17 protein-coding genes are annotated in these 17714 nt (G+C 51.6%); all 17 read left to right on the plus strand.

Annotated features, from left to right (window positions below):
• Window positions 1-788: 788 nt before the first annotated feature.
• Window positions 789-1115 carry an ArsR/SmtB-type metalloregulator TsoR gene (gene tsoR, locus D5S03_RS10420; protein WP_287043887.1) on the plus strand — a complete coding sequence of 109 codons (327 nt, stop codon included), beginning with the start codon at window positions 789-791 and terminating at the stop codon, window positions 1113-1115.
• 13 nt (window positions 1116-1128) lie between these two features.
• A complete protein-coding gene (gene tsoA, locus D5S03_RS13810; RefSeq protein WP_353745155.1) occupies window positions 1129-1602 on the plus strand; it encodes an LULAXC motif selenoprotein TsoA in 474 nt (157 codons plus the stop codon).
• 44 nt (window positions 1603-1646) lie between these two features.
• Window positions 1647-3398 (plus strand): rhodanese/DsbD fusion-like selenoprotein TsoB, encoded by a 1752-nt coding sequence (tsoB, locus tag D5S03_RS10440; protein ID WP_332113279.1) that lies wholly within the window; start codon window positions 1647-1649, stop codon window positions 3396-3398.
• A gap of 2 nt (window positions 3399-3400) precedes the next feature.
• The gene (gene tsoC / locus D5S03_RS10445; protein WP_353745156.1) at window positions 3401-3712 is read left to right on the plus strand and encodes an NEPxGxxU motif selenoprotein TsoC; all 312 of its coding nucleotides are present in this window, start codon (window positions 3401-3403) and stop codon (window positions 3710-3712) included.
• Window positions 3713-3750: 38 nt separating this feature from the next.
• Window positions 3751-4464: a TVP38/TMEM64 family protein gene (locus D5S03_RS10450; protein WP_287043896.1), complete on the plus strand. Its 714-nt coding sequence runs from the start codon at window positions 3751-3753 to the stop codon at window positions 4462-4464.
• A 194-nt stretch (window positions 4465-4658) separates the two neighbouring features.
• Complete coding sequence (locus tag D5S03_RS10455) at window positions 4659-4886, plus strand: hypothetical protein (RefSeq protein WP_287043898.1); 228 nt, start codon at window positions 4659-4661, stop codon at window positions 4884-4886.
• A gap of 216 nt (window positions 4887-5102) precedes the next feature.
• Window positions 5103-5546 carry a DMT family transporter gene (locus D5S03_RS10460; protein WP_287043900.1) on the plus strand — a complete coding sequence of 148 codons (444 nt, stop codon included), beginning with the start codon at window positions 5103-5105 and terminating at the stop codon, window positions 5544-5546.
• 28 nt (window positions 5547-5574) lie between these two features.
• A complete protein-coding gene (locus D5S03_RS10465) occupies window positions 5575-6834 on the plus strand; it encodes a glutamate-5-semialdehyde dehydrogenase (protein ID WP_287043902.1) in 1260 nt (419 codons plus the stop codon).
• 224 nt (window positions 6835-7058) lie between these two features.
• Window positions 7059-9098 carry an NAD-dependent DNA ligase LigA gene (gene ligA, locus D5S03_RS10470; protein WP_287043903.1) on the plus strand — a complete coding sequence of 680 codons (2040 nt, stop codon included), beginning with the start codon at window positions 7059-7061 and terminating at the stop codon, window positions 9096-9098.
• Window positions 9099-9285: 187 nt separating this feature from the next.
• Window positions 9286-10068 carry a 4-hydroxy-tetrahydrodipicolinate reductase gene (gene dapB / locus D5S03_RS10475; protein WP_287043904.1) on the plus strand — a complete coding sequence of 261 codons (783 nt, stop codon included), beginning with the start codon at window positions 9286-9288 and terminating at the stop codon, window positions 10066-10068.
• 520 nt (window positions 10069-10588) lie between these two features.
• Complete coding sequence (locus tag D5S03_RS10480; RefSeq protein ID WP_287043905.1) at window positions 10589-11098, plus strand: DUF4390 domain-containing protein; 510 nt, start codon at window positions 10589-10591, stop codon at window positions 11096-11098.
• Window positions 11099-11281: 183 nt separating this feature from the next.
• Complete coding sequence (locus tag D5S03_RS10485) at window positions 11282-13507, plus strand: sensor histidine kinase (RefSeq protein ID WP_008868781.1); 2226 nt, start codon at window positions 11282-11284, stop codon at window positions 13505-13507.
• 116 nt (window positions 13508-13623) lie between these two features.
• Window positions 13624-14610 carry a diguanylate cyclase domain-containing protein gene (locus D5S03_RS10490; protein ID WP_287043906.1) on the plus strand — a complete coding sequence of 329 codons (987 nt, stop codon included), beginning with the start codon at window positions 13624-13626 and terminating at the stop codon, window positions 14608-14610.
• A 152-nt stretch (window positions 14611-14762) separates the two neighbouring features.
• Window positions 14763-15326 (plus strand): 16S rRNA (guanine(966)-N(2))-methyltransferase RsmD, encoded by a 564-nt coding sequence (rsmD, locus tag D5S03_RS10495; RefSeq protein ID WP_287043907.1) that lies wholly within the window; start codon window positions 14763-14765, stop codon window positions 15324-15326.
• On the plus strand, window positions 15302-15805 hold the full coding sequence (coaD, locus tag D5S03_RS10500) for a pantetheine-phosphate adenylyltransferase (RefSeq protein WP_040417822.1): 504 nt from the start codon (window positions 15302-15304) through the stop codon (window positions 15803-15805). Before rsmD ends, coaD begins: the two co-directional genes overlap by 25 nt.
• Window positions 15806-15844: 39 nt before the next feature.
• A complete protein-coding gene (gene miaA / locus D5S03_RS10505) occupies window positions 15845-16786 on the plus strand; it encodes a tRNA (adenosine(37)-N6)-dimethylallyltransferase MiaA (RefSeq protein ID WP_287043910.1) in 942 nt (313 codons plus the stop codon).
• Window positions 16787-16865: 79 nt separating this feature from the next.
• Window positions 16866-17714, plus strand: a complete 849-nt coding sequence (locus tag D5S03_RS10510; RefSeq protein ID WP_287043912.1) for a TP0624 family protein — start codon at window positions 16866-16868, stop codon at window positions 17712-17714.

The raw sequence follows: 17714 nt of genomic DNA on the forward strand, positions 1-17714 counted from the left end.
AAGAGATTGAAGAAGCATGTTTTTTCCTTGCGGGAATAAGAACCCGCAAGGAAAAGGCATCAGCCGCTTGCGCGGGGGAAGATTACTCCCCGGTATCTACCGCGGATGCGGTGGAGGCCATGTGCATACCAGGTTCTTCATTCCTGGTATGCACATAAAAGACCTCTCTTATCTGTGTCAATCTGTGTGATCTGTGGGCAGTAGTCTTTTTCTTAAAAAATAAGTGAGGCACAGTCCCAGTGCCAAGCGATGAACCCCTGTCATGGCTCAAATTTTTCTTGTTTTTTGTGACAGGGTTTCAGGAGTAAGTCACTGACTGCCCATACATGATGTGACTGCAAAAAATCATTTTGTTACGCGAACTACGCGAACCACGCGAGGCGCGTGGCAGGGCGCTTGACAGACCTCTGATTTGCTGACCTCCCAAAACATAGCCATGGTGAGTTGTCATGAGAAAAAGCAACTATTCAACATGGTCCGGAAACTTTGCAAACAGGACGTAAAAACTCACTCCAAGGAAGCGTAAATCAAAACCTATACACGCGTTTGATTGCCAGGATATTTCCTATAATATGCTTTGAATCAAGTTCGGTGTTGAACGGTTTTGATTAACGCTTCCTACGTCGTTCAGACAGTTTACGCCCTGTTTGCAAAGCCCCCGGATCATGCAGCTTGACGCTTAGATTGTTCAGCTTTTGCAGGTGGCGAGTAGTTACGAGAAAATAATATTTGACATGATATAAACAACAATTTATATGTTTATACAACAGATGTAAGAGGCCTATGAAGTGACTGATTCTAAAAACAACCAGCCCAGGGAAAGCCTGCAAAATGCCGCCCAGCTGGCCAAAGCTCTGGGAGATGCCAACCGTCTGCGCATTCTCAGGTGTCTGGGAAGTGAAAGGCAATCGGTGAGCGCCCTGGTGGAGCAGCTGGATCTATCCCAGCCCCTTGTCTCCCATCACCTGCGTGAACTCAAAAGGCTTTTGCTGGTCATTGTGGAAAGGCAGGGGCCTTTTGTCTACTACAGCTTAAACGACCCCAGGGTGCTGGATGTTCTTGATCAACTTGAACAGCTGGCTCATCTGGTTCTGGATAAGCGCAGCAATCTTTAGATAGGATACATTTATGAGTGCAGATACTGAAGCCCTGAAAAAAAATATCCTGGATCTGGTCCTGGATCTGGAGCCTGAAGAGGCCCTGGACGCCTTTTCCGGTGCTCTGCGGGAGGTTTTATCCAGGCTGGAAGACGAGCAGAGGGTAAGGTTTGTCCTGGCACTTCTGGAAAAAGGAGATGAGGACAAGATCTCCAGCATGGTGCATCTGTGAATGGCCAAATGCCTGGACGAAGGTGTCGATCCAACGCATATGTGTCAGAGCCTGGTGGACAGGATCTCCAGGTCCCGGGCCTTGAACAGTATTGCCGAGCCGGAACTCCTGCCTCTTTTCGAGGACTGGCTGGAAGAGCTGGAAAAGGAGTTTGTCAGGCAGGCAGAAAAGTCACAAAGCTCAGATGCCGCCCTGATGGCGGAGAAACTGGGAATAAGCATGGCCGGAGCCCAGTTTTTGAAGGCCAAGCTTGAGCAGGAAGGCAGGATCTAAAAGCCCAGGCAGCATATCCTGCAATTTCAAAACGTGGAGGAGTTATGAGCCCCAGGCGCATTATTGTTCTCATGGTACTGTCTCTGGTGATTTCCGGAACAGCCTTATGGCTTACCAATCTGGAAATTGAATTCGAAGATGCAACCTGGGAAGAAGTGCATGAAGAAGCTGAAGCAGGCGGGTATCAAATCCTTACCACTGAAGAGCTTTATAAAATGCACCAGGAAGTCGAGGACCTGGTGATAGTGGACATCAGGCAGGAATGGGAATACCGCCTGGGACACGTTGAAAACGCAGAAAATTTCTTTATGCAGCCCTGGTTCTGGGACCGGTGGATGAAAAAAGGTGATCTGCGCGACTTTTTAAGCGAGCATGCCAGGGACAAGGAGACGGCCCTGGTCTTTTATTGAGACGGCATGGACTGAGTCGTAAGCGACTCCGCGGCCCGGGTGGCCGTAAGTCTTGGTTATGAAAACGTCTACCGCGACCCCAAGGGCTTCGAGGCATGGGAAGAAGAAGGCTATCCCGTGGACAGCCTCCCGGCTGAAGCTCCGGCCACACCCCTTGAGGCTGAAGGCCCAGGCACTCTGGAAGGCCTGGCCCTTTTCGGCACCCTGGCAGCGGTCTTTGCCGGTGGTCTGGCCCTGAACCTGACACCCTGCGTCTATCCCCTCATCCCCATCACCGTATCCTTTTTCGGGGGCATGGGTGGTCAGGGCCGGGGCAGGCTGCTGATCCACGGCGGGCTTTACATCCTGGGCCTGGCTACAACCAACTCCATCCTGGGAGTGGCCGCAGCCCTGACCGGCGGGCTTATAGGCGGACTGCTGCAAAACCCCTTAGTGCTGGCCGGCATTGCCCTGGTTCTGCTTATCTTCGCCCTGAGCATGTTCGGATTCTGGGAGCTGCGACTCCCGGCGTCTCTAAACCAGGCCGCTTCCAGGTCATTCGGAGGATATTTCGGCAGTCTGTTCATGGGTCTGACCATCGGAGTGGTGGCCGCGCCCTGCATAGGCCCCTTTGTCCTGGGCCTTCTGGCCTGGGTGGCCACCATGGGCAACCCGCTTCTGGGATTTGCCGTCTTTTTCACCCTGAGTCTTGGTCTGGGGGTCCCGCTGTTCTTTCTGGCGGTATTCTCCGGCAAGCTGCAGAGCCTGCCCCGCTCGGGTGAATGGATGATCTGGGTCAGAAAACTTCTGGGCTGGATCCTGGTGGGCATGGCTGTTTATTTTCTCAAGCCGCTGCTGGGAGATCCCGCCGGGACCTTTGTCATGGCTGCTGTTTTTCTGGCTGCAGCCCTTCATCTGGGCGTTCTGGACAAGACTCAGGCCGGGTTCAGGGCTTTTGTCTGGATGAAATCCGCTGTTCTCCTGGTGGGCATGACTCTGGCGGTCTTCATTGCCGGGTCCTACGCCCTGCAGGGACCCGGAGTGGCCTGGGATGATTATTCCGAGGCGCTGCTGGAACAGGCCGGGGAAGAAAACAAACCGGTGATGCTGGACTTTTATGCTGACTGGTGCGCACCGTGCAGACAGTTAGAGAATGTAACATTTCAGGATCAGGATGTAGTTGAGCTTTCCCGGGAGTTTATCACCATCAAGGTGGACATGACGCGCGGGGGAGTGGAGCTTCATGACAGGCTTGTGGCTGAGTACGAGGTGCGCGGAGTTCCCACGGTAATATTTCTCACCCCTGAAGGGCAGGAGATGGAGGATCTGCGCGTGGTGGACTTCATTCCGCCCGGCGAATTCCTTGGACTTATGCACAATGCTTTGCAGAAAACAGAGAAGGAGTGATTATGCTCAAGGTCATGTTTTTCCTCAATGAGCCCAGGGGCAAGCCCTGAAAGAATTTTCTGAAGATGATGCCCAGGCTGGGCGAAAAATACGATGTGGAAATAGAGACGGTTTCCAAGCCCATGCAGGAATACCATACCGATGAATACTTTGAGCAGGACCTGCCTGTGGCTCCGGCAGTGATGGTGGGCGATGAGGTGGTTGTGGAAGGGGCCAACGTGGATCAGTACACAGTGGAAGAGGCCATCTGCCGTCACCTGGGGCTTCAGCCCCCGGAGAAAAAGGGTTTGCTGGGACGCATGTTCGGAAGCTGAGGCCCGGCCCGGCTGTAAAAAATCAAGGGAGTACAGAAATGGCGGAACAAAACGGATCCACCAGAAAAGGCCCCGGGCGCGGGGCTATATTAAAGATCCTGGCTCTTTTGCTGTTTATCGTTGCGGCTGTTTATTCTGTTCAATTTACCCAGCTGCGGGAATACTTCACCCAGGAAACCCTGGGGGCCTTTCTGGAGGATATCGGATGGTGGGCCCCGGCCGTATTCAGTCTTTTATACGCCATCGGGGTGTGCCTGTTTGTTCCGGGAACGCTTTTGACCGGTGTGGGAGCAGCCCTTTTCGGTCCTTACGTGGGCTTTGTCTTCGTCTGGATCGGGGCCATGCTGGGGGCCAGCACAGCGTTTTTCATCGGGCGCACCCTGGGCCGGGAATTTGCCGCCTCCCTTGTAGGCGACAGACTTAAAAAATACGACGAGGCCATAGAGAGAAACGGCTTTGCAACTGTACTCTATCTGCGCCTGATCTACTTTCCTTTCACCCCCATGAACTTCGGGATGGGACTTACCAGGGTCAGGTTCTGGGACTATTTCTTCGGCACCGCCTTTGGAATAGTCGTGGGGACATTTATTTTCACTTTCTTTATCGGCACGCTGCGCGATGTATGGCTGTCCGGGGAATGGAGCGGGCTTCTTTCCTGGCAGGTATTTCTATCCGTGGCCCTGTTTGCTTTTTCCCTTTATCTGCCAAGGCTGGTAAAAAAGATAAGGGGTGAAAACGGGACTCAAGAATAAAACCCTCAAAAAAGGTTCTGCATCCCCTTATACGCAGGGTATCCGGGACGGCGGGATATTTAACTTGACTGAACAGGTGAAAAAAAGCATTCATTCAGTCAGTTTTGAACCGATACTGACGCCGACCCCGGCAAAAGCATTTTCATGGCGAGAGGCTGTGAATTTTCTTTAAATATCAGGCAGGGAGTACTGGTATGTTTTTTTCAAGGAAGCAGGAAGGTTTTTCCTTTCTGGGATTTGTTGTTGTTCTGGCCCTGATTGCTTTTTTGCTTATGATAGCAATTCCCCAGTACCTGGAATACCACGACAGGGATCAGGATAACACAGGCTTGCTGGATGATCCTGTAAAAATTTCTCAGGCCTGGGATAAGGAAATAAGTAATAATAACCTGTACGTTGTCTTATCCAGCACTCACTTTTGAATACTATTATTTACCTGGTACTTCTCCATTGTCAAAAGTGAGTGCCGGATCGAAAAACGTTCCCACGCAGAGCGTGGGAACGATAAAGAAGAGTTTTATCTTTGAAAAGGGCTTAAATATTACCATGAATTAAACATTATCCGGCGGCTGTGCAGCATAAAGGGTAACTATAAAGAATTTGACCGTTTTTTTCTTTTGAATTAAGCGGGGCTGATTGTGAAATTTCTGTATATTTTACTGGCCCTGGCAGCCGGTATAATGATGCCGGTGCAGGCCGGCATCAACGCGTTGCTGGGAGCCCAGATCAAAAGCCCCATCATGGCCGCAGCAGTATCCTTTACAGTGGGTGCTGCATTCCTGATCCTGCTTTGCATCATGCTTCGCATCCCTGCACCGGCTATGTCGCTCTGGGGCAAGCTCCCCCTCTGGATGTGGACCGGAGGTCTGCTAGGGGCTTTTTTTGTGACCACCACAATTATTCTGGCTCCCAAGCTTGGGGCAGTAACCCTTCTGGCTTCACTGATCACGGCCCAGATGACCGCTTCTATTATTCTGGACCATTATGGTCTCATAGGTTATCCTGTACAACCGGTAAGCACGGGACGGATACTCGGGGTCATATTCCTGATTCTGGGAGTCCTCCTTGTGCAGAGATACTGACACAAATCCTTGATATCTGGAGGTTTAAATGAGTTTGGAGCAACAGGTCAAAGATGTTTCCCGCAAGGCCCGGGATGCCGGCAGGCTTATGGCCAGGGCGGACTCGGAAAAGAAAAACAGGGCCCTGGAAATACTGGCGGATTTGCTGGAGCAAAATAGCGCAAAAATCCTTGAGGCCAATATCAAAGATATCCAGGAGGCGGAAACAAGGGGGTTGGACAAAGCCAGGGTGGAGAGGCTCAAACTCGATTCCGGCGCCGTAAAATCCATGGCCGGAGCCTGCAGGGAAGTGGCTGCCATGCATGATCCCGTAGGAGAAATCGAGTCCATGCACAGAAGACCCAGTGGTATTACTGTGGGCAGGATGCGCATCCCCTTAGGCGTGGTGGCCATCATTTATGAATCCAGGCCCAATGTCACCATTGATGCGGCTATTCTCTGCCTCAAGGCGGGCAATGCCGTAATTTTAAGGGGCGGATCCGAGGCGGCCAATTCCAATGAGGCTCTGGCCGGGCTTATATCCACAGCTCTGGCCCAGAGCGGGTTGCCAGAAAGCGGAGTCTGCTGCCTGCCCTCCACTGACCGGGAAGCGGTACGCATAATGCTCAAGCAGGACGACTGCATAGACGTGGTCATCCCCAGGGGTGGTGAGGGGCTTATCCGTGCCGTGGTCCAGGATGCGACCATGCCCGTGCTCAAGCATTACAAGGGAGTATGCCACATCTATGTGCACAACGACGCCGACCTGGATCGGGCTGTAGATATTATCCAGAACGCCAAGGTTCAAAGACCCGGAGTGTGCAACGCCCTGGAGTGCCTGCTTGTGCACTCTGACGTTGCCGGAAACTTTCTGCCCCGTTTGAGCTACAGGCTGGCAGGTGACCAGGTGGAATACAGGGCCTGTGAGAGGTCCCTGCCTCTTCTCGGAGACGCTGCCAGGCCTGCTTCTCCTGAGGACTTCGGCTGTGAATTTCTGTCCCTGACCATGGCTGTGCGGGTTGTAGACAGCCAGGACCAGGCCCAGGAGCATATAGATAAATACGGATCAGGACATTCCGAGGCTATCCTGACCAGGGACTATTCCAGTTCCATGCGATTCATGCGGGAAGTGGATGCTTCAGCGGTCTTTGTAAACGCCTCCACCAGGTTCAATGATGGCGGACAGTTCGGACTGGGAGCTGAAATAGGCATATCCACCTCCAAGCTGCACGCATACGGACCCATGGGAGTGCGGGAACTCACCAGCACCAAGTTTGTGGTCCTGGGGGAAGGACAGATACGTGGTTGAGCATAGGGCATAGGGCATGGAGCATGGGGCATGGAGCATAGGGCATGGGGAAGATGGCATAGGGCATGGGGCATGGGGAAGATGGCATGGAGCATGGGGCATGGGAAAGAAGTATGCAGGTATGGGAGTATCGGTGTATGGGAGTGGGAAAAGGCTGTGTACGGGTGTGGGAATCTGGGCGTGTGGGAGTATGTAAACCTGGATTTTGAGATGGAAACCCTCGCATGAATCAGGGTCAGGAACATATTGAGCACAGGGCGGAGGAGCTTCGCCGGGAAATCAACCTGCATAATTATTATTATTATGTCCTGGATGATCCGGTGATAAGCGACGCCGAATATGACCGGATGCTGGCGGAGCTGAAAGACCTGGAAGAAAAGCATCCCGGACTTAAGCATCCCGGATCGCCCACCATGAAAGTCGGTGCCCCGCCGGCAGGGCAGTTTGAGCACAGGGAGCACTCCCTGCCCATGTACAGTCTGGACAACAGTTTTTCCCTGGACGAGGTCCGGGATTTTGTTCAAAGAATTAAGAAGCAGATTCCGGACGCGGACCCGTATTTCTGGGCGGAGCCAAAGCTGGACGGACTTGCGGTGGAGATAATTTATGAAAACGGACTGTTTGTTGCCGCCAGTACCAGGGGGGACGGGTACGTTGGCGAGGATGTCACCGACAATATCAGGACCATCAGAAATCTGCCCCTGACCCTTTTTTATACCGAATTTTTTCCGGAATACCTGGAGGTGCGCGGCGAAGTGGTCATTCCCAGGCAGGAATTCACCCGTCTCAATGAGGACAAAGCCCGGAAGGGGGAAAAGGTCTTTGCCAACCCCAGAAACGCAGCAGCCGGGTCTGTGCGTCAACTTGACTCCAGGATTACAGCCTCCAGGCCTGTTTATTTTTTTTCCTATGGTACAGGTATAAGCAGGTTCAAGTCCGGGGCCGGCTGGCAGAGCCAGGAGGAAATAGCCCGGGGACTCAATGCACTGGGTCTGCCTGTGGTTCCGGGAGGGCGGATCTGCAGGGATCCGGCAGAAGTGGAAGAATGCTACAGAGAACAGCTGGACCGTCGCGAACAAAGCGACTTTGAAATAGACGGCCTGGTTATCAAGGTCAACGATATAGGCCTGCAGCAAAGACTGGGCTTTACCTCCAGGGCTCCCAGGTGGGCCATGGCCGTTAAGTTTCCGGCCCTGCAGGGCAGAACTAAGCTCAAGGATATCCAGGTGCAGGTGGGAAGAACCGGGGTGCTGACCCCGGTAGCCATACTCGAACCCCTCAACCTGGGCGGAGTTGTGGTTTCAAGGGCCAGCCTGCATAATGAAAACGAGATACGAGCCAAGGACCTCAAGGTCGGGGACACGGTCCTTGTTCAGCGCGCAGGCGACGTTATCCCGGAAGTAGTCCGCCCGGAGACCCGGGAAAGAGACGGTACCCAAAAAGAGTTTGTTTTCCCGGAAAAGTGTCCGGCATGCCAGAGCCCTGTTGCACGCATAGATGACGAAGCCGCCATTCGCTGCCTGAACATGTCCTGCCCGGCCAGGCTGGAGCAGCAGCTTATATATTTCGCGGGCAAACAGGGGCTGGATATTGAAGGCCTGGGCAGGCAATGGATAAAAGTCCTGGTAAAGAAGGGGCTTTTATGCAGTCCGGCGGATATTTTCCGGCTAAGCCTTGATGATCTCCTGCCCCTGGATAAAATGGGCAGGAAGCTGGCGCAAAACATGCTGGACTCCATCAGGCTTGCGGCTCAAAAAGCCACTTTGCCACGGCTGATTGCAGCCCTGGGCATCAGGCATGTGGGAGTGGAGACCGCCAAGAGACTGGCTGCTAATTACAAAGATCTGGATGAACTTGCTGCTGCTGATAAGAACAGCCTGCAGATGATTGAAGATATAGGCCCGGAGGTGGCTTCATCCATCGCCGGATTTTTCGCTAACCCTCAAAACAGAAAGCTGCTGGAAGAGTTTAAGGAAATCGGCCTTTGGCCTGAGCATGCAGCCGCCGCCGGAGAGGATCTTCCCCTTAAAGGAAAAAAGCTTGTTTTCACCGGCGGCATGCACAATCTTTCCAGGGACAGGGCCAGAGAAATAGTGGAGAAGCTGGGAGGAAAGGTATCCGGTTCTGTTTCTGGCAACACAGACATGGTGATTGCCGGGGACAACCCCGGTTCAAAGCTGAGCAAGGCCCGCGAGCTGGGCCTGGATATCTTAAGCGAACAGGAGTTCCTGGACCTGATAGAAAACTGGTCCGCCAGCGCCTGAGCCCTGCTTATGCGCCTTTGAACATGCTCAAGGTTCAAGAAGAACTTCAGGGTTTGCGGATTTTCATTGCAGTTCATGCCTGCTCTTCCCCTTGCAAAAAAGTCATGCTTAGCAGTCAATTGTTTTGAGTTAAGAAAAAATACGCTATACTGGACAGGATCAAATCAATATATTTCAAGGAGGCTTTATGCAGACACAGGTAATAGTCATGGGAGCCAAAGGCCGCATGGGAAGCACTATTTCTAAGCTGGCCATGGAGGATTCTCAGCTTGACCTGGTGGGAGTGGTTGAAAGAGAGGACAACCTGGACGGCCTGGACAGCTTGTCGTGCAAAGTGGACAGCGATCTTTCCAGGATACTGGATTCTTTTCCAGGTGCAGTAGTGATTGATTTTACTGTTCCAGAGGCAAGCATGGAAACCGTGGAAAAATGCTCCAGTGCTGGTGCCGCGGCTGTAATCGGCACCACCGGCTTTACTGCTGAGCAGTCACAAAAGCTTGAAAGCCTGGCCGCATCCACCAGGCTTTTCTGGGCTCCGAATATGAGCGTAGGCATTAATGTCCTCATTCAGATCCTTCCGGAACTGCTCAAGAGCCTGGGTGAGAAGTACGACCTGGAAATAATGGAGATTCACCACAAGTTCAAAAAGGATGCTCCTTCAGGTACTGCGGTCAAGCTGGCCCAGATCCTGGCTGAAACCAAAGGGCTGGATATTGACAGGCACGGCGTATACGCCCGTCACGGCATAATCGGAGAAAGACAGAAAGACGAAGTGGGAGTTCAGACCCTGCGCGGTGGGGATGTAGTGGGAGAGCATACTTTTTATTTTCTGGGACCCGGCGAAAGGGTGGAGGTGACTCACAGGGCCCATTCCAGGGAGACTTTCGCCCAGGGCGCTCTAAGGGCTGCAAGATGGCTTGCAGAGCAGAAACCCGGGAAGCTTTATTCAATGGCGGATATTTTTGCCTGAAAACCATCAGGATAAACACTGAGTAACCATTCAGGTTGGGCAGGTACTGGCCAGGGGACAGTCCCGCACTTATTTTTTTCTGATGAACAATTTACAGATGCGAGCGTTAGAAAAATAAGTGCGGGGACAGTCCCCTGGCCTAATGCCATGAGTCACCACCGAGCACTCCCTGAATGGTTACAACACTAAAAACAGTAGCACCTGGTCAAGGTACGGAACTAAAGGAGTTTAACATGAAAGAAGGATTGATACTTTTTTTGAAGGTTATGGCTGTTCCTATTATAGCCATAACTGTAGTGCTGATTCTTATATTTACCAACTGATATTGCCTTCAGCTACAGTTAAATCAGGGATATGTCCCCGTGCCACATGCAAAAAGCTGAACAGATACAATTTGTAATTATTTGCAAGCTGAAAATAAAGCAACCACACAAATGTGATTCAATCAAAATATGAATTAATGTACAGATCACTTTTTAAATACATTTTGGTCTTTTTTGTGTTTACTGGAATGTCATTTTTGCATGTCTATGAATCCAGAGCACAACCGCTGGACTTTTCCAGCTTCTTGATCGATACTCAGGAAGACTATCTTGTGGCCATGTTTTCCATTGATATCGAGGAGTTTGAAAAGATTCAGAAGGCTTTGCACGATGGAAACAAGATAAGTATGATCTGTACAATAAAGTTGAAAAGGCACAGGACCCTTTTCTGGAATAAAAATATACAAGAGAAGACCATCGAGGTCGACATGGCAAAAGACCTCTTGTCAGAAGAGTACATGATCAAATTTCCAGACAAGACATATACTCTGAAAAAACTGCAGGAGGACAGCTTTGACGCTCTGTTTGAAAATATCAGCATAAAGCTCGCTCCGCTGGAAGAACTTATGCCCCAGAGAGATTACAGACTCCACATTGGAATAAGGGTTATTTCTAAGGACGTCCCCCAGTGGATAAAATCCACGCTGTTTTTTTTGTCATGGGATGTAGTTCCTGAAGTACGCTACGAGAAGGAGTTTTCATTTTAACCCTGCAATGACAATGATTTTACAAGTCACCCATTTTCTAAGCGTCATTGCAGGTTTAAAAAGTAACCATACAGGGGATGCCGGAATCACGCCTCGTGCCAGTAATCACAACCGAGGATTCTCTGAATGGTTACGTTAAAAATATAAGGTACTGCGAGAGAATTCAAGTACAGGGTTTTAAAGGTGAATCAGAACACTATAGAAGTTGCCGGTCCTGATCCCAGGGAAAAACGCAGAAGGCTCAGGGAGGTTTATATTGCCCTGGCAGCAGTGGGACTAATGGGCCTTCTGACCTGGATAGAACTGCACTTTTTCGGAGTTGAATCCTACCTTTTCCTGGCCTTCTTCAATGTGAACCTTATTCTTCTACTCCTGGTACTTTTTCTGGTTGTCCGAAATGTTTTCAAGCTGGTCATTGAACGCAGGCGCAAGGTCCTGGGGTCCAAGCTCAGAACACGCTTGGTGATGACATTTATCGCCCTGTCCATTGTCCCCACTGTCCTGATGTTTTTCATTGCAGTACGCTTTGTCCACACATCGGTGGACTACTGGTTTCAGGAGCAGGTTGGCCAGTCCATGCAGCAGGCACTGGAAGTGGGTCAGGTGTTTTATGCCTCAGTCAAGCAGGGCCTGGAAGTACGTTCGGAAATCGCTCTGGATCAGATCCGTTCCCAGCAGTATCTGTGGGGTGGCCCGGGCATGAGCAATTTTCTGGAGAACAAAAAGGAAATTGAACATGATCTGAGTCTCATGGGGATTATCAGCCCCTCTCTAAGTGAACAGAACTGGTTTGCTGATGAGGAGTGGGAAACTTACTGGCCTGAAATCAGGCAGAGCGTTCCCTGGGATGAACTGCTTGAAAGCCCTGAATACTGGACGGGCATGTGGCCCAGTGAAGAATCTGGAGACCTGGTGGTGGGCATTATGCCTGTGGATGAGGCCAGGACGGGCTTTCTGGTTATGGGGCAGACCCTGGAGCCGGGCCTTTTGTCCAGGCTGGACGGCATCGTGCAGGGTATTGAAGAGTACCGCAAGCTGGAAACCATCAAGAACCCCATGAAGACCGCCCTGTATACCATACTGGGGGTCATCACCCTGCTGATCATTTTCGGCTCCACCTGGTTCGGGTTCAAGCTGTCCAGGGAAATCTCCGCTCCAGTGCAGGCCCTGGCCGAGGGCACCGAAAGGATAGCCAGGGGAGATCTGAGTGTGCGTCTTCAGGATCAGTCCGATGACGAACTGGGGTTGCTGGTTCAATCCTTCAACAAGATGGCCAGGGACCTGGAAAAGAGTCAGAACAGCCTGACCCGGGCCAACATGCGCCTGGCCAGCCAGAATCAGGAGCTGGAATCCAGGGGCAGGTATATGCATGCAGTCCTGGATAACATTACCGCCGGAGTCATATCTGTAGATCATGAAGGCAGGATAACCACGGTAAACAAGGCCGCAGAATACATTCTGGGTATAGACAGCAGGAAAGTGCTGGGTCAGTACCCCTTAGATCTGGTGGGAGGAGAGTACGGCAGTCTGATTCACGAAGTCCTCAATCAGCTGCATGATCTTCCGGAATCCCAGTGGCAGAGACAGCTGGACCTGGAGGTTAAGGGGCGTATTGTCAAGATACTGGTAAATGCTGTGATCCTGAGAGGGGAGCAGGGGGACGATTACGGAATCGTGGCTGTATTTGAAGACATTACCGAGCTGGAAAAGATGCAGAGGCTGGCAGCCTGGAGAGAAGTGGCCAGGCGTATAGCCCACGAGATCAAGAACCCCCTTACCCCCATCAAGCTGTCGGCACAGAGGCTGGAGAAAAAGTTTTCTTCCAGTGTAAGGGATCCATCCTTCGAGCAGAGCACCCAGCTAATTATCAGGCAGGTGGAAAACCTGCAGCAGATGGTCAGAGAATTTTCCACCTTTGCCAAGCTGCCGGAGGTCAGGCCCAGGACTGACTCCCTGGACAGCCTGGTTCAGGAGGTGGTGTCCATGTTTGAACAGAGCCACAGGCAGATAGGCTGGGAGCTGACCATTGCCTCAAATATCCCCCAGTTCAGCTTTGACCGGGATGCCATGAAAAGGGTGCTCCTGAATATCTTTCTTAATGCGGCAGAGGCAATTGATAAAACTGGCGACGGTAAAGTGTCCATAGATCTGGATTATGATGCCCAGCTCAACAGGGTTTTCGTGCAGGTGGCGGACAATGGCCCGGGGCTTAGTTCCGAGGAAAGGGCCAGGCTTTTTGAGCCGTATTATTCCAGCAAAAAAGAGGGAACGGGTCTTGGACTGGCCATAGCCAAATCCATAGTTTCGGATCACGGGGGGTATGTCCGGGTCAAAAGCAATCAGCCACGGGGGACTGTCTTTGTTGTTGAACTGCCGGTGCGCAATCCCGAAAGCGTAAGCATAGCCTGATACCCCCTGGTTTTTTCCTGCAGAGCATCTGTTTACCGCCTTTATGGTAAACAGGAAAACGGTGCAGAGACTGTCAGCTCCCATCAATCTTGAGCTTACCTGGAGGGTCGAGGATTTTGGCCAGCTATACAGAAGAAAACATAATGGTCCTGGAACCGGACCGGGATCGTGCCCTGGAAATTGCAGAAGATCTGAATTTGTGGGGGCTGAAGCCCTGTATTTATGCCAGTCATTTCCGGGCCCTGGGCAGAATGGAGGAAAAAAGGTTTCCCCTGGTTCTTGCTTCCATGGAGTATACCGGAATCGACGGCCTGGAATTCTGCCGCATATTGAGAAAGCGTCAGCAACTGGGGCAACTGGACTTTGCATACATAATCCTCATGGGTGAAAACCAGCATCGTACCAGGATATGTGCAAGCTTTGACGGGGCGGATGACTTTATCATCTATCCTTTTTTAAGGTGTGAACTGAAATGGAGGGTCCTGTCAGGACTTTCCAGGTACCGGCAGCATGAAAAGTTACAGACATCATCCATGTATGACCCGGCTACCCTGGCACTTAACGAAAAGGGCCTGAAAAAGGCATTGTACCAGGAAGTAAACCGCATGGGGCGCAAAAAAGGATTTCTGTCCGCCGCGGTTCTTGATTTCAAAAACAGGGAGTGGATGGAAGTAAGTCTGGGGACCGGCCTTTGCACACGGGTAAAAGAGGAAGTCTTCAGGTTTTTAAAAGAAAAGCTGCGCAACTATGATCAGCTGGTCAGGACAGACCAGGACCGCATATGCATTATATCAGGGGAAAACGATATAGACGGGATCACCGGTATGTTAAAAAGAATTTCCGCTTTCATTGCTGAAATGGAAGTGAATGAACCCGGCACCAGGGATTTTGATTTTTCTCTTGCAGGATCCTTCTTAAGTGTTTCTGTGCACAGCACTTATGCCGACATCACTGCCTGCGCAGAACACGTCCATGACTGGATCAGATCCCGGGACAGTTTTTCAGGCGCAGTGACCGGGTATTCCGGGACCCTGGATGAAAACGGCATACATGTAGATGGAGAACCGGTTCGCATGCATCCCGGGTCAGGCGCAGAGGATTAAGTGAGCCGACTTAGGACCGGGACATCTTTTATCCTCTGCATGAAGCCGGCTCCGGGCTGTAATTTTTTAACCCGCTCTGGCTGGCTGAATACAGGTTCATGTGCAGGACCTGAAGAGATGTTTCCGGACAGCAGGAGCAGGCATCCAAAGCAATGCGCATCATTTCTGGAACCTTGAAGGGAAGAGTTTTGAAGACCGGGTCCGGTCCGGGCTACCGGCCAGCTACCGGCAAGGTACGCGAAGCGATTTTCTCCATGCTCCATGGACAGATTGAAGACTGGTCCCGGGTACAGGTGCTCGATCTTTTCGCCGGCAGTGGAGCCGTGGGCTTAGAAGCCCTGAGCAGGGGAGCATGCACGGCGGTGTTTGTGGAGAATGACGCCCGGGCCGTTAAGATACTGCAGGAAAACCTGCAGAGACTTCAAATCGCAGTAAACCGGGCTAAACTGATAAAAAAAGACGCAGAGTCTTTTCTTGCCCGCAAGGCAGAGCATGGATTTGAACTGGTGTTTGTGGATCCTCCCTACGGAAGGAATCTCTTAAACCAGGTGCTCCCTGGAATTATCAGCCAGGGCTGGCTTTTGCCCCGGGGGGTCCTTTGCGCAGAAGTCGAATCCAGACTCCAGGTAACCCCGGAAACTTATCCGGGGCTGGACCTTATAAAAGACAAGCACTATGGGCAGACAAGGATATTGATGTGGCAAAAGACAAGTTGACAGCGGTTTATCCCGGCACATTCGACCCCCTCACCAACGGTCATGTGAGCTTAGTCAAAAGAGGGCTGGACATATTCGATGAAATAGTGGTGGCGGTTGCACTGCACTCTCCCAAGAATCCACTCTTTTCTCTGCAGGAGCGGGTGGACATGGTCCAGAAAGCCTTTGAACCTTTTCCAGGGGTCGTAGGTGAGCCTTTTGAGGGGCTTTTAATAGACTATGTGCGCAGAAAAAATGCAAAGGCTATTTTGCGGGGTATGCGCGCCGTGGCCGATTTTGAATACGAATTCCAGATGGCTCTCATGAACAGGCGTCTGGACCGCGGTATCCAGACTATTTTTCTCATGACTGACTACAAATGGCTTTATATCAGCTCAACCCTTATCAAGGACGTGGCCAGGCTTGGAGGAGACATTACCGGCCTGGTTCCCGAAAATGTCCGGCTGGAACTGCTCAAAAAGTGCCGCAACAACAGTTGATCCCAGCGATAAAATCTTTGCCGGCGTACCAGTTAATTCATGAGCAAAGATAATGCAGACAGGCTTCCACGGATCATTTGCATTCTTGGCCCTACAGGAAGCGGAAAAAACAGGCTGGCCCTGGAGCTGTCAGGTTTTTTTCCAGTACAGATAATAAACTTCGATTCCAGACAGGTTTACCAGGGGCTTCCCATTATTACGGCTCAACCGGGTAAACACGAACTCGAGGTATGTGCGCATCACCTTTACGGTTTTCTCTCGCCGGACAAGAGCATCAGCGCAGGACGTTTTGTACAGATGGCCAGGGAATGCATCCAGGGGGTCCGCCGGGAATCCGGCATCCCAGTACTTGTGGGAGGTACCGGGTTGTATCTCAGGTCACTGATACATGGACTGGCCGAAATACCTCCCGTGGGAGATGACGTCCGAAGGGCTTTACAGCTGCGCTGCATGCATGAGGGACCGGAAATTCTGCACCGTGAGCTTCAGGAAATTGACCCTGAGTATGCCACCAGGATCAGTTGCAGGGACAGACAAAGGATTACCAGGGCGCTGGAAGTTTACCAGGACACCGGATTCAATATGACCGCCTGGCATAGAAGCCAGCCCAGCGGTCCTTTTTTCCGGGTGCTGAAACTTGGGGTTTATACACAATGGGAATATTTGGAACAGGGATTGCTTAGAAGAATACAGGATATGCTCAGGGCCGGGGCTGTGGAAGAAGTGCAGGAAGTATGCAGAGTGTACGGTTTCAACCGGGACCTGCCGGCCATGACAGGGATCGGATGCAGGGAGGTGATGGACTTTCTTGCAGGAGATACGGATATGCAGAGCTGCATTCAGAGATGGTTCAAGAATACCAGGGACTATGCTAAAAGGCAGATGACCTGGTTCAGGAAGGAATCCGACGTACACTGGATCCAGGCGGGTGATTTTTCCGAAGCCAGGGGCATGGTTGAAAAATTTGTTGAGAGAAGTTGAACACTGGAAAACTATTACAGGTGTTGGTGTTGATAATTTTCGTCAGGCGTATTATTTTCATTACTGGAGCAAGCAGAATATGAAATATTTACTGACGTTACTGATGGTGCTTTGCCTGGCGGCCGTAGCCGGGGCCGGAGAAAAAGACCAGGGGGAAAAAAGGGATTACGTCCGCCATATCGGCACCGGAAGTATGAACTGGACTGAAGGCCGGGTCCATTCAACGGGTTCTTCCAGGATGCAGGAAATGGAAGACAGGACAAAATCGGTCCGGGCGGCCGAGAGGAAGGCGCTGGTCAAGGCCAGAAAAAAACTTCTTGAAAACCTGCAGCAAATCAATGTGGACTCTTCCATCACCGTCGAGGACCTTTCCCGGGAGAATCCAGAAACAGCCGGCCGGCTGCAGACCCTGGTGCATCATTCCAAGGTATGGGATACAGTGTATTACCATCACCCCGAGGGTGAAGTGGAAGTGCATGTCTTTCTGGATCTTCTGGATCAGGACGTGCAGCGCATGCTGCCGGGCAGGGTTTTCGCAGGTCCGCAGTGGAAAAGAAATGGTAATGTGGTTGTGGAACTCACCCCCTATTGCCCCTTGTATATAGATGCCACCGGCCTGTCTGCCAGGCCGTCCCTTATCCCGGCAATACTGGATCGAGACGGCAATATACTCTACAGAGCATCGGTTCTCGGGGAAAGACCCGGGGCGGACAGGGGCCATGTACGTTACATGCGTGTGGACAAGGATCAAAATATTACCAGGCTGTATGAGTCCGGACCTGACGGCTTCAAGATCGAGCCGGAGCGGACAAATGGAAGGCATGACAGCGATTTTGTGCTTTCCTGGGAGGACACCCTGGAATTTCAGGATATCATGGACAGTATCCCCGAAGGCTGCCCGGTGATCATTATCATGGGAGAAGAATAA

The organism is Desulfonatronospira sp. MSAO_Bac3 (assembly GCF_003838035.1).
Lineage (GTDB): Bacteria > Desulfobacterota > Desulfovibrionia > Desulfovibrionales > Desulfonatronovibrionaceae > Desulfonatronospira > Desulfonatronospira thiodismutans.